8 protein-coding genes and 1 tRNA gene are annotated in these 13,321 nt (G+C 44.5%); 5 read left to right on the top strand and 4 right to left on the bottom strand.

Going from position 1 to position 13,321, the window contains the following annotated elements; genetic code table 11:
* Window positions 1-162 precede the first annotated feature (162 nt).
* The 3 genes from HMPREF3027_RS01560 to HMPREF3027_RS01550 are packed head-to-tail and all read right to left on the bottom strand — an operon-like array spanning window position 163 to window position 3,617.
* Window positions 163-918 carry a succinate dehydrogenase/fumarate reductase iron-sulfur subunit gene (locus HMPREF3027_RS01560; RefSeq protein WP_018028097.1) on the bottom strand — a complete coding sequence of 252 codons (756 nt, stop codon included), beginning with the start codon at window positions 916-918 and terminating at the stop codon, window positions 163-165.
* A gap of 30 nt (window positions 919-948) precedes the next feature.
* A complete protein-coding gene (locus tag HMPREF3027_RS01555; protein WP_021903628.1) occupies window positions 949-2,889 on the bottom strand; it encodes a fumarate reductase/succinate dehydrogenase flavoprotein subunit in 1,941 nt (646 codons plus the stop codon).
* A gap of 23 nt (window positions 2,890-2,912) precedes the next feature.
* Window positions 2,913-3,617 (bottom strand): succinate dehydrogenase cytochrome b subunit, encoded by a 705-nt coding sequence (locus HMPREF3027_RS01550; protein ID WP_070706470.1) that lies wholly within the window; start codon window positions 3,615-3,617, stop codon window positions 2,913-2,915.
* Between the two features lie 273 nt (window positions 3,618-3,890).
* On the opposite strand from HMPREF3027_RS01550, the gene HMPREF3027_RS01545 reads away from it, so the two are divergent.
* The 5 genes from HMPREF3027_RS01545 to HMPREF3027_RS01520 all read left to right on the top strand — a co-directional run bounded on the left by HMPREF3027_RS01545 (window position 3,891) and on the right by HMPREF3027_RS01520 (window position 12,213).
* Complete coding sequence (locus tag HMPREF3027_RS01545) at window positions 3,891-4,946, top strand: aminotransferase class I/II-fold pyridoxal phosphate-dependent enzyme (protein WP_070706469.1); 1,056 nt, start codon at window positions 3,891-3,893, stop codon at window positions 4,944-4,946.
* Window positions 4,943-7,234: a family 20 glycosylhydrolase gene (locus HMPREF3027_RS01540; RefSeq protein ID WP_070706468.1), complete on the top strand. Its 2,292-nt coding sequence runs from the start codon at window positions 4,943-4,945 to the stop codon at window positions 7,232-7,234. The genes HMPREF3027_RS01545 and HMPREF3027_RS01540 overlap by 4 nt, the downstream gene beginning before the upstream one ends.
* Window positions 7,235-7,423: 189 nt before the next feature.
* Window positions 7,424-10,027: an ATP-dependent chaperone ClpB gene (clpB, locus tag HMPREF3027_RS01535; RefSeq protein WP_070706467.1), complete on the top strand. Its 2,604-nt coding sequence runs from the start codon at window positions 7,424-7,426 to the stop codon at window positions 10,025-10,027.
* 49 nt (window positions 10,028-10,076) lie between these two features.
* Window positions 10,077-10,147 (top strand) — tRNA-Gln (locus HMPREF3027_RS01530).
* A gap of 764 nt (window positions 10,148-10,911) precedes the next feature.
* Window positions 10,912-12,213 (top strand): SHOCT domain-containing protein, encoded by a 1,302-nt coding sequence (locus HMPREF3027_RS01520; protein ID WP_070706466.1) that lies wholly within the window; start codon window positions 10,912-10,914, stop codon window positions 12,211-12,213.
* Between the two features lie 112 nt (window positions 12,214-12,325).
* Here HMPREF3027_RS01520 and HMPREF3027_RS01515 read toward each other — a convergent pair whose 3' ends face one another.
* Complete coding sequence (locus HMPREF3027_RS01515) at window positions 12,326-13,168, bottom strand: uroporphyrinogen-III synthase (RefSeq protein ID WP_070706465.1); 843 nt, start codon at window positions 13,166-13,168, stop codon at window positions 12,326-12,328.
* Window positions 13,169-13,321: the final 153 nt, after the last annotated feature.

Here is a 13,321-nt window from a genome sequence, read left to right as displayed (position 1 = left end):
ATAATCAAACAACAAGGCAGTTTCTCAAGCCAGATAAGACAAAAATCAGCAAAAAGTCAATCCAAAATGTCTAAACTTGAATGTGCAACAGCCTCAACGTTGAAAGCCCCTCCGAGAGTCGCTCGGAGGGGCTTTCAAATATCATAAAGGCTATATCAAGGATCAATCCTTAAACTTAGCCTTGATAAACTCTCTATTGAGGCGAGCAATGTTGGATACCGAAACGCCCTTTGGACACTCCAGCTCACACGCACGGGTGTTGGTACAGTTACCAAAGCCCAGCTCATCCATCTTTGCCACCATAGCCTTGGCACGCCTAGCTGCCTCAGGACGACCCTGTGGCAACAATGCGAATTGGCTCACCTTAGCACTCACGAAGAGCATAGCCGAACCATTCTTACATGCAGCTACACAAGCTCCACAACCAATACAAGAGGCGGCATCAATCGCCATCTCTGCTACGTCGTGTGAAATTGGAATAGAATTGGCATCTGGAGCACTACCTGTATTGACGCTGACAAATCCTCCAGCTTGTTGGATCTTATCAAATGAAGTTCTATCCACCATCAAGTCGCGAATCACTGGGAATCCAGCAGAACGCCATGGCTCAATAGTAATGGTATCACCATCATTGAACTTACGCATATGCAGCTGACAAGTAGTCACAAGAGAGTCAGGTCCGTGTGGGTGCCCATCAATATATAGTGAGCACATACCACAAATACCCTCACGGCAGTCGTGATCAAATACCACTGGCTCCTCACCCTTGTGAATCAGCTGGTTATTCAATATATCAAGCATCTCCAAGAAGGAGCTACCCTGAGATACATTATTTAGTTCGTAGGTCTCAAAGTGCCCTTTCTCCTTAGCACTCCTCTGTCTCCAGACTCTGACCTTTATATTAATGTCTTTATCCATAGTTTTGTGTCTAATCTTACGAAAGGGTTATTAAGACTTATAGTTTCTCTGGGCTCTCACTACGAACTCATAGTCAAGAGGTTCCTTATACATCACTGGTGCTTTGTCCTCACCTTGGTACTCCCAGCAAGAAACGTAAGCGAAGTTCTCATCGTCACGAAGAGCTTCACCCTCCTCAGTCTGGTACTCTAGGCGGAAGTGACCACCGCAAGACTCCTTACGGTCAAGAGCGTCATGAGCCATTAGCTCACCGATCTCAATGAAGTCAGCAAGGCGAAGTGCCTTCTCCAACTCTACATTGAGGTCAATAGCCTGACCAGGGATAAATAGATCGGACCAGAACTCCTTTTTCACTTCAGCAATCAGCTCTAGGCCCTTCTTTAGCCCAGCCTCATCACGACCCATACCTACATAATCCCACATGATGTGACCAAGCTTCTTGTGAAGGTCATCCACAGACTGCTTACCCTTAATATTCATCAACTTGTGGATTCGGTCAGTCACCTCCTTCTCAGCAGCATCAAACTCTGGTAGATCTGTGCTGAAACGTGGCACCTGAATCTGATCTGATAGGTAATTTTGGATCGTATAAGGAAGTACAAAGTAACCATCAGCTAGCCCCTGCATCAATGCAGAAGCACCCAGACGGTTGGCACCGTGGTCTGAGAAGTTGGACTCTCCAATCGCGAATAGGCCTGGAATAGTGGTCTGCAGCTCATAATCTACCCATAGGCCACCCATTGTATAGTGGATAGCTGGGAAGATCATCATAGGGGTCTTGTATGGATCATCATTAGTGATCTTCTCATACATCTGGAATAGGTTACCATACCTCTCCTCAACTACCTTTAGCCCAAGACGCTGGATAGGCTCAGCAAAGTCTAGATAAACTGCATTACCAGTCCCTACGCCATAGCCAGCATCACAACGCTCCTTAGCAGCACGCGATGCCACATCACGAGGCACCAAGTTACCAAAGGCTGGATATCTACGCTCCAGGTAGTAGTCTCTATCTTCTTCCTTTATCTCAGTTGGTCGTAGCTTACCTGCACGGATAGCCTCGGCATCCTCCTTCTTCTTAGGCACCCAAATACGTCCATCATTACGTAGCGACTCCGACATCAGCGTTAGCTTACTTTGGAAGTCACCATGCTGTGGGATACAGGTTGGGTGAATTTGAGCCATACAAGGATTACCAAATGCGGCTCCCTTCTTGTAGCACTGCCAAGCGGCCGAACCATTACACTCCATAGCATTGGAGCTAAGGAAGAAGGTATTGCCATAACCACCAGTTGCAATCACCACAGCGTGTGCAGAGAAGCGCTCTAGCTTTCCAGTAACCAAGTCACGAACGATGATACCTCTTGCACGACCATCCACCATTACTAGATTAACCATCTCATGGCGAGTATGGAGGTTGACCTTACCTAGGCCCACCATACGGGAAAGTGCTGAGTAAGCTCCTAGCAATAGTTGCTGACCCGTAATACCTCTTGAATAGAAAGTACGTGATACCTGAGCACCACCAAAGGAACGGTTGGCCAATGTACCACCATACTCACGAGCGAAAGGCACACCCTGCGCTACACATTGGTCAATAATTGCATTGGACACCTCTGCTAGACGATATACATTGGCCTCTCTTGCACGGTAGTCACCACCTTTAATTGTATCATAGAATAGACGGTACACAGAGTCACCATCATTCTGATAGTTCTTCGCTGCATTGATACCACCTTGAGCTGCGATAGAGTGTGCACGGCGAGGGGAGTCTTGAATACAGAAGTTCTCCACATGGAAGCCCATCTCTGCCAACGAAGCAGCTGCCGACGCACCTGCCAGCCCAGTACCTACGACTATGATATCCAATCTACGCTTATTGGCCGGATTCACCAGCTTCTGATTAGCCTTATAAGTATTCCATTTTTCCGCTAAAGGACCCTTTGGAATTTTGGCATCTAACTTTATCATATTATTATTAATGTCTAAAGATTTTACAATGCGGCATGCTGCCCAAGCGTCCAAATATTGCCTACGCTAGGCCATACGCCGATAGACTGTAGGTAAAAAGCGATTGCAGTGAATGCAAACATAAGACAGATGATGGTAGCGAAAACGACACCTATCACATGAAGCCTCTTGTACCAGATAGCATTGCTCCAACCTAGGGTTTGGAATGAACTCCAGAAACCGTGAGTGAGGTGGAACCAAATAGCCACAAACCAAACAAGGTACATGACCACATACCAAATGTTAGAGAAGTAATACTGGATCAGCTCAAAGCCATTCGCTGGCTCATGACCCATCCACTCCTTCAGCTGCATCTTATCCCAAAAGTGAGTTAGGTGTAAAGCAATGCCGATAAAGATGATCAGACCAAGCACGAACATATTCTTCGCTGCCCATTGGACATCGCTCCTGCCAGTCTTATCATATCGGTCATTACCACGTGCCTTACGATTCTGAAGTGTCAGAATACAAGCATACACAATATGGATAATGACACCTAGTGCCAGCACTGGCACCATAAACTGCACGACAGCATTCGTGCCTAGAAACTCAGTGATAAGGTCATAGCCCGATTTTGAAAATACTGCCACCAAGTTCATCGTTCCATGAAATAGGAGGAAGAAGATCAAAAATAGACCCGACACACTCATCACCACCTTTCTACCAATAGATGATTTTGTTAACCACATAATCAGAGTTAATTAAAAGTAGGTATTAGTTGTGAAAATTACTAGGTACAAAGATAAACTTAAAAAAGTAGACTACCAAGGAAAACCGCTATCAATTACGATTTATTTCCACAATACATTAATTATCCCCCATTTTTCGCCTACTTTGGTGCCTTGGATAATGGGCAGTAACTCTTAATATGGTGGAAAATGATTAAGTTTGTAAAGTGATTGGATAGTCAGGTTCCAAGTTATTTTATTGATAGATCGTTATAAGTACATATAATAAGGATTATGCAGAAGAAAGATAAGGAAGTACAGAAGAGAGATAGTCAGGTATACGACTTTGGCTCTATTTCATGGAAAGGTGCCGAGCTGGGCAATCTCAAGGAACATTTAGTAGAGAATATCCATCTTGTGGAGGAGTATCCCGAGCGCGAGGCGGAGTCGATCGTGCGATTGCTCTCTCGCCGCCTTGAGGTAAAAGAGGACCAAGTAATTGTCACCGATGGCGCTACCGGAGCACTTCATTTAGTGGCGAGTATCTCAAAAGGTGCTACCTCACTTATCTTACCCCCTACCAATCAGGAGTTCCGCCATGCACTTGAGCGTGCCGAGCACATCATCAAGGAAGCTCACGACGTCAAAGATCTTGGCAAGCTAGACCTCGCGGGGATTGATTACCTTTGGATATGCAACCCCAACAACCCCGATGGGCGCTTTTTTAGCCGCAGAGCCATACTTTCACTACTCCGTGAACACCCTGAGGTCAATGTAGTGATAGACCTCTCAATGGCTAGCTACGTGGTGGAGGATAATATCAAAGCTAGCGATATAAAGAAATACCCCAACCTCATTGTGGTGAGCTCCTTTTCAAGAGCTTATAATATCCCAGGCATGCGGGTAGGATATGCAGTCTCAACTGCCGATAAGATGAAGCACTTCAAGCAGAATTACACCCCACGCTGTGTAGGCTCCTTGGCACTTGAAGCAACCCGTTTTATACTACTTCACCCTGCGCAGTTTACCATCCCTATCCGCAAGTGGTTAAGGGACTCAATGCAACTTGCCGAAAAGCTGGATAGCATCTACGGTATTGAAGTTATTTATGGCTCCACTCCCTACTTTATGATTAGACTAAATGTTGGCACCGTGAGCGAATTATCCACTTTCCTTTGGGAGGAGTACGATATCAAAATAGCTACCAGGGAAGATGACCTCGACCTTCAGGAAAACGAAGTGAGACTCTGTGGCTACATTGGAGATAGAAATAACGAACCTCTCATCGAGGGCATTCAAGAGTATATCACTAGATTTACTGAGACAGAGGGAGAGGAGGTAGAAAGATGAATACACCCTTTAGGTTCCTTTACCTTGGACTATTGATGTCTCTTCTGAGCTTCACCGCTTGTAATCAAGCGACAACCCACGAGCTAGAAGAGCAACCAGCTCTGATCCCCCTACCCAACCAGATAGAGTGGCTCAGCAATAAAGCTTACACATTTGGCAACCATAACACCCTATCCATACCTAAGGAGGTGGAAAATAGGGACTTACTAGCTGAGCAACTCAATGCAACACTTCAAGAGCATGGTCTCCCCACCCTAGCCTTAACCATCAATGATGAGGGGGCATCGGTTGCTATTTCAATAGACAACCAACTAGAGGGCAACACCTATCGCTTGGAGAGCAACTTCACCTATGGCGTTACCATTACAGCAGGGAGCCCTGAGGCGGTAGGCTATGCCATCCAAACGCTCCGACAGCTAGTGACAGATGAGGGAATTGCCGAGGTGGAAATCCAAGACGCTCCTCGATTGGACTACCGAGGTGTGATGCTTGATGTCAGCCGCCATTATATGAGTATAGACTTCATCAAGCAACTACTTGATGAGATGCAATACTACAAATTCAATCACTTTCACTGGCACCTTGTAGATGCCGGCGGTTGGAGAATAGAGATTAAGAATCACCCCGAACTTACCGAGAAGACCGCATATCGCACCGAGAGTGATTGGCAGAAGTGGTGGATCGAAAAGGATCGTCGCTACTGCAGTAAGGATACCCCTGGAGCCTATGGTGGCTACTATACTCAAGAGGAGGCGAAGGAGATTGTAGCTTACGCAGCGGAGCGTGGCATCACAGTGATCCCTGAAATCGAGATCCCTGGACACAGCGAAGAGGTACTTGCTGCTTTTCCACAGCTTAGTTGTAGTGGTAAAGCTCTACCCTACGAGAGCGACTTCTGCATAGGTAATGAGGAGAGCTACACCTTCTTGGAAGTAGTTCTGAGTGAGATCATGGATATATTCCCCTCCGAGTACATCCATATGGGTGGTGACGAAGCAGGCAAACAAGCATGGGGCACTTGTAGCCGTTGCAAGAAGCTGATGCGTGAGATGGGCTATAAGCATATTGACCAGCTCCAAAGCCATATGATACATGCCATGGAAGAGTATCTAAATGACAATGGTCGGCAGATCATTGGCTGGGATGAAATTCTAGAAGGTGGCTTGGCACCTAATGCCACTGTGATGAGCTGGAGAGGTGAAGCAGGTGGCATCGAGGCAGCCAAAGCAAAGCACAAAGTGATTATGACCCCCAATTCACATCTCTATCTAGATTACTATCAGGAAGACCCAACGCAATCAGAGAAGAAGCAGATTGGTGGATATCTCCCATTGGAGAAGGTATATAGCTACGACCCACTCCCCAAGGAGCTGACGCCAGAAGAGCAGTCCTATATATATGGAGTGCAAGCCAATCTTTGGACCGAGTATGTGATGGATGAGAGCCATGCTGCCTATATGCTATTCCCTAGAATACTAGCACTCTCGGAGGTGGCGTGGACAGATCCTGAGTACAAGAGCTGGGATAGCTTCCGAAAAAGGGTCAACACCCAAGTTCCTCAACTAATAAAGAGAGGAATTAATAGCTACCCACTCTCTACCTACCTCAATATCTCACATACCATAGACTATGACAAGAGAGCCTTTGAGGTGCAGATGACTACGGAGCTATATCCCTACGAGATTCACTACCGGACGGATGGTCAAGTACCTACTACTGAAGACCCTACTTACACAGAAGGTGAGACCATCACACTCCGTGATAGTGCCACACTGGTTGCAGGCGTGTTCAGAGATGGCAAGCTACTTGGCAAGCCTACAACACAGCGATTTGACTACCATAAGGGTATTGGGCACACAGTGAAATGGCTTACCCCACTCGGCGGTGGCTATCCCGCGGGTGGTGTAGAGACCGCCCTACTCGATGGACTTCGTGGCAGTATCACCTATATGGATGGCAGATGGCTCGGCAATGTTGCTTCTCAGAGTACCATAGGTGTCATTGACCTTGGCGAGCCAACCGAGATTAATTCCGTCAGCACTAAGTGTATGCACGATATTGACCCATGGGTACACATGCCAGAGTGGGTAGAGCTCTCTACCTCTATGGATGGCAAGCAGTACGAAGTGGTGGATAGGGTTATGTCACAGACCGACCCAAAAGATACTCGCCTGCGCTTTGAGACCTTTAGATTTACCCCTAATACCACAGCACGCTACCTCAAGATAGAGTACCACTTGCCTATCAAAGATAAGTTCTTATTTACCGATGAGATTGTCATTTGGTAACGATATACTGACTTACATCTCTGACAAATTTTGAGCGAGAGTGGTAGGAATTGACCTACCACTCTCTTTTTTGTCACAGCCTACAGACAATAGTATCATAGCTCTATTACAAATTGTCCACCAGCCACCATTGGCTGGCATTTTGTATAATACTATATGTAAAAACGATAACAAATAGCATAAGAATATATGAATTGGGAAAAATATACAATTAAATCGCAAGAGATAATTCAAGCGACAATACAAAGTGCCAAAGAGTTAGGACAGCAGGCGATTGAGCCACTACACCTACTACAGGCACTGCTCAATGGCGGTGGTCATTTGATAGAGAAGAGCATCCCCGAAGCTGGTGGTGATATACGCCAGTTGCGTGCCTCTACGGAGGAAGCCGTGAAAAAGCTTCCACGCGTGGAAGGGGGCGAGCCCTATCTATCTAACGATACCGTCAAACTACTACAGAGTGCTGAAAAGATATCTGGTGAGATGGGCGATAAGTTTGTCGCTATAGAGCACCTACTTTTGGCACTATTACAAGAAGAGGATACCGCTAGCCGATTACTAAAAGCTAGTGGGGTAAATGAAAAGAGATTAAAGGAAAGCATTATGAATATAAGAAACGGAGCAAAAGCAGATAACCCTAGTGCCGACAATACCTACGACGCACTTGGTCAGTATGCCATCAACCTTTGCGAACAAGCGAGGAGTGGCAAGCTTGACCCAGTTATAGGGCGTGATGATGAGATCCGCCGTGTGTTGCAGATATTGAGTAGGCGAACTAAAAATAATCCTATCCTAATAGGTGAACCAGGAGTAGGAAAGACCGCTATTGCCGAAGGGTTGGCAAGGCGTATCGTGCGTGGTGATGTACCAGAGAACCTTAAGAGCAAGCAGATATTTTCGCTCGATATGGGTGCTCTGGTGGCAGGAGCTAAGTACAAGGGTGAGTTTGAGGAGCGCTTGAAGAGCGTCGTGAATGAAGTTAAAAAGTCGGAGGGCGAGGTGATCTTATTCATCGATGAGATCCACACACTAGTAGGTGCCGGTGGCGGTGAAGGAGCTATGGATGCTGCCAATATCCTGAAGCCTGCATTGTCGAGAGGTGAGATCCGCACGATCGGTGCAACCACTCTTGATGAATATCGTAAGTATTTTGAAAAGGATAAGGCACTAGAGCGACGTTTCCAGATAGTCACTGTGGACGAACCAGATGAGCTCTCTACCATCAGCATATTGCGTGGACTAAAGGAAAGGTACGAAAATCACCACAAAGTGCGTATCCTCGACGACGCCATCATCGCAGCTGTGAGACTATCTAGTAGATACATTACGGATCGATTCTTACCCGATAAGGCAATTGACCTTATGGATGAAGCAGCAGCTCGACTAAGGATGCAAGTGGATTCACTCCCCGAGGAGCTCGATGAGTGCCTTCGTAAGATCAAACAACTAGAGATTGAGCGCGAGGCGATCAAGATGGAGGGCAATACCGATAAGGTGTCGCAACTTGATAAGGAGATAGCCACTCTCAGGGAGGAGCAATCGACCCTTACCAGTAAGTGGGAGCGTGAAAAGAACCAAATGGAAACTATCCAGCAGAATAAAGCGAAGATAGAGGACCTCAAATTCGAGGCTGAGCAAGCTGAGCGTGATGGAAATTACGAGCGTGTAGCGATGATCAGATATGGTGAGATTCAGGAGCTCCAAAAGGGTATTGATACAGCGGAGCAAAAACTCCACGAGATTCAAGGCGATTCAGCCCTCATCAAGGAGGTCGTTGATGCTGAGGATATCGCAGAGGTAGTCTCTAAGTGGACCAATATCCCGGTCTCCAAGATGATGACTTCGGAGCGTACCAAGCTACTACACCTAGAGGAGGAGATGCACAAGAGAGTAGTAGGACAGGATGAAGCGATTGAAGCAATTGCTAATGCGGTAAGGCGAAGCCGTGCAGGATTGCAAGATGCACAGAAGCCTATCGGTTCTTTCCTATTCCTCGGTACCACAGGTGTAGGTAAAACGGAGGTAGCAAGGGCACTGGCAGAGTTTCTATTCGATGATCAGGATATGATGACGCGTATTGATATGAGTGAGTACCAAGAGAAGCACTCCGCCTCACGTCTGGTAGGAGCACCTCCAGGATACGTAGGCTATGAAGAGGGTGGACAGCTCACCGAAGCGATTAGGCGTAAACCCTACTCAGTCGTGCTTTTTGATGAGATTGAAAAGGCTCACCCCGATGTCTTCAATGTGCTATTGCAGGTGCTTGACGATGGACGACTTACGGACAATAAAGGTCGCACCGTCAACTTTAAGAATACCATCATCATCATGACCTCTAATATGGGTTCGGATATTATCCAGCACAACTTTGAGAAGTTGACCGCAGATAATGCCCACGAAATAGAAGAGACGACGGAGAAACAGGTATTGTCACTCCTAAAGGAGCGAATAAGGCCAGAGTTTCTCAATCGTATTGATGAGACCATTGTATTCCACCCATTGAATAAGGAGCAGATAGCCGAGGTGGTACGTATACAGCTGGATAGGGTGATTACGTCACTTGCCGATAATGGCATCACGCTCACCTATACCGATAGGGCGGTAGAGCACATTGCGGAGCTTGGTTTTGACCCACAATATGGTGCTCGACCAGTAAAGAGAGTGATCCAAAAAGAGGTGATGAACCCGCTATCTATTGCAGTCTTAGAGGAGAAAATCCGAAAGGATAAGGCGATACAACTTGATTTCGTAGACAATGAGATGAAATTCATAAATCAATCATTGGCTAATTAATATTTTTGTGGTATCTTTGCCATCGAAAGGGTAGAGATACCACTGACACTGTCGCGTGGTGTAATGGTAACACAAAAGATTCTGGTCCTTTAATTCGGGGTTCGAGTCCCTGCGCGACAGCAAAGGCGAGAAGTCAATCGACTTCTCGCCTTTTTCATTTGACAAGTTTAGTGCTATTTTTAGTATAATAATGAGCAAAGAACACACAACGGCATAGGTGTATAACTCCTAAAAACATAGCCTTATTAAATTATAAGTTTCAAGAGAAGAATAGAGAAACAAGTCCTTGTTCATTGTAAAAAAATATGTAGGTTTGCGGAAAGCATATTATGTCTTAGTGACTATATGAACGTAATAAAAGAAACATTAACAGAAAAAGATATTGACCTATTAGAATTTGCTGCTAAGTTGAAGCTCACTCCAAAAATGAAAGACCGCAATGTACCCATGAACTTCTTGACCTCAAGATTCTTTCGCGCATTACTTTCATTTGTATTACTAGGGGTAGGCTGTATAATCTATATAATCTTTAGGCCACAATCTCTGCTTATGTTTACTTGTTTTGATAAGCTTGGTATAACAAATCCAATCAATTATATAAGGAGCATAGGAAAAGGGTACCATGTATTGGATTGGGTAAAAAACTGTTTGCCTAATGGATTGTGGTTGCTTTCGTACATGCTCTTGACTGATACGATATGGAATAAAGAGAATACATTTTCTTATTGTTTTTTTCTTTGGATATTGCCTATTATTGCAATATGTTCCGAGATCTTACAAGCGTTTAATTTAGTCCCAGGGGTTTATGACCCACTAGATTTATTATGCTATACAGGTGCTATATTCATGTTTTTATCACTAAAGTTCATCATATATAACAGCTTATGAAAATTAAATTCATTCTATCTTTTTGCGTGTTGCTTATATTCGCAATACTTGCAGGTGGCTCTTTTGAAGGAGACGATATCATGGTTCTTCTTTGGATTTTTGGTGGCATTTTTATATGTGCAATAGTTGGTGGCACAATTAGCTTTGCTATAAAGTCAAAGAACAAGAAAAAGCGACTTAAAATGATAGAAAAAGATGAGATGGAAAATAGCGATTTTGATCGTTCTGTTAGTTTTGGCAATGATCGCTGCAAATTCTATTTCGACGCTTCAAAAAAACAAGTCATGATAATGCGAGTTATGACGGAGGGAATTAACAAGCAATTTATTAATGATTTTGAATTTGGAAGTAAAGAGCTTTGTCGCCAAAGAGATCCATATTTCTGCATTTATGATAAAAAAAATCGTAAATTGCTTACTGGATCCTATGAAGATATGACTCCTGTCATTTGTATTACTGACGTAGCAAGTAAAGATAATAATAAAGATATAGAAGTAAAAAGTAGTATTGAACCGAAGATTGCAAGCAATCTAATAACCATATCCACTAGCCCAAATCTCACTAAAGCACCTATTTATACTCTTATAGATGAAAGTCACGGTTTGCTAGCAATTGTTAGAAAAGGCAAGGTTTCATCCATAAGCAATTATGTAGATAGCAAGATTCTTCCAAATAAAATAGGCAATAAGTCCTACGTAAGTGATAATGGAATTGGAAATTACCTTTTCATTGCTGATGACTTCTTCAATGTTTTAGTTATAGTAACTCCGTCATATTTTGAAAAGTTCTGCTATTCAGACATCATCGAAGTGAGTTATGAAGAGAATGGTGCTGAGCTATATTCCAAGTCAGCAATGCGCACTGTTGGCGGAGCAGCTGTTGGTGGCATGCTAATGGGTGGCGCAGGAACTGTTGTTGGAGGACTATCTGGCTCTTCAAAGAAAACAATGGAGATTAAGACAATGCAAGTTAAAATCCTTCTTCGTAACACACAAAGAACCAGTTATGTATTAGATTTCAATGATTCTAAGCGGGTGCTAAAGACAAAGGAATCAGCAGATAGTACGATGTATAAGAGGTACCTGCAAAATGCAAATAGTGCAAGAGATATACTATCTGTTATCATTGACAAGGCCAAACAAAAAGAGATATCAGCTATGCTGCAAGTAGAACAAAAACCTGTCAATATTCACTCTGGAGTGGCTGAAGAGCTTGCTAAACTTGCTCAATTGAAATCTGATGGCATTCTTACAGAAGAAGAATTCAACGCACAAAAGAAAAAGCTTCTAAATTTGTAATTATATCTTTTAAAAGCAAAATAAGCACCGACTAACTTATAGCACTAAACCCAAGTTAGCCGGTGCATCTTTTTGACTAATTATTCTCTTATATATCTTAAGCACTAATTAATCAATTGTAGCCTCTGTTAGCAGAGATGAGAGACAAGGCACGCAATACCGTAGCGACTAAATCCTCCTCGTGAGGTGTGGGCGACTCGCAGATCACCTCAAACCCATTTTCCTTGAGTACTTTAGAGGTGACAGGACCTATGCTTGCTGCAGCAGGTAGCAACTCTGAGGACTCTTTCCAAGCACGTACCCCGCTTGGACTGTAGAATAGGACCAATCGGGGAGCCTCAGTTAACTGAGAGAGCTCCTCTCTAAGCTGGGGGTGAGGAATCACACGATAGCTCTCCACGCGTGTAAAGATGGCTCCTAAGGATTCAAGACGCTTCTGAATTCCTCGACCTGCGATGTCACAGGTGGGCTGGATAAAGTGAAAGTCAGTGATGGGTCTATCTAAGCTTCCAAAATAATTAGCTAGCTCCTCAGCCATTCCCTTAGTGGTCTCTATACTACTTACTAGGTGGCACTCGGCGCCATGAGCCTCTATTGTCCGCTGAGTTCCTATACCAAGAGCCACTACAAAGGCATCTTTGGGCAAGGACTGCTTAGCAAAGAAATACTCTACTCCCCGAGGAGAGGTAAATAGGAATACTGGTTTCCTATCTCCAACAGAGGGGATGACAAAGTCCTCGGCTTCGGTTTCAATCACTGGTAAGGATTGAAAGTCAACAGCATCAGTCGCAGCACGTAGCTGTTCTAAAAGCGTCTCACAACGCTCCGCCTCACGCCCTAAGATGACCAAAGGTCTTTGCCCATTCTTTTGGTTGGTTTCTTGTGCAAATAGGGTAAATGATGATGCCAATACAATGGCCAATAGTAGGGATAAGGGAAAAGTAGATTGTCTCATGTTTCTTATATCTAAATAATAAATATCTGTCAGGCTATATGCCCTCAAATTGCGAATAATAATTTCTCCAGACGATACTACTTGAGTATCGCCGTGCAATGTACTAAAACTTTAAGACTTGAGACTGTTGCACGAAGGCGATCTGCGGCGTTG

This window comes from Porphyromonas sp. HMSC077F02 (assembly GCF_001815465.1).
In the GTDB taxonomy this organism is placed as follows: Bacteria; Bacteroidota; Bacteroidia; order Bacteroidales; family Porphyromonadaceae; genus Porphyromonas_A; species Porphyromonas_A somerae.
Note: the sequence above shows the minus strand (reverse complement) of the source record. Positions and strands in the feature narration are given on the sequence as shown.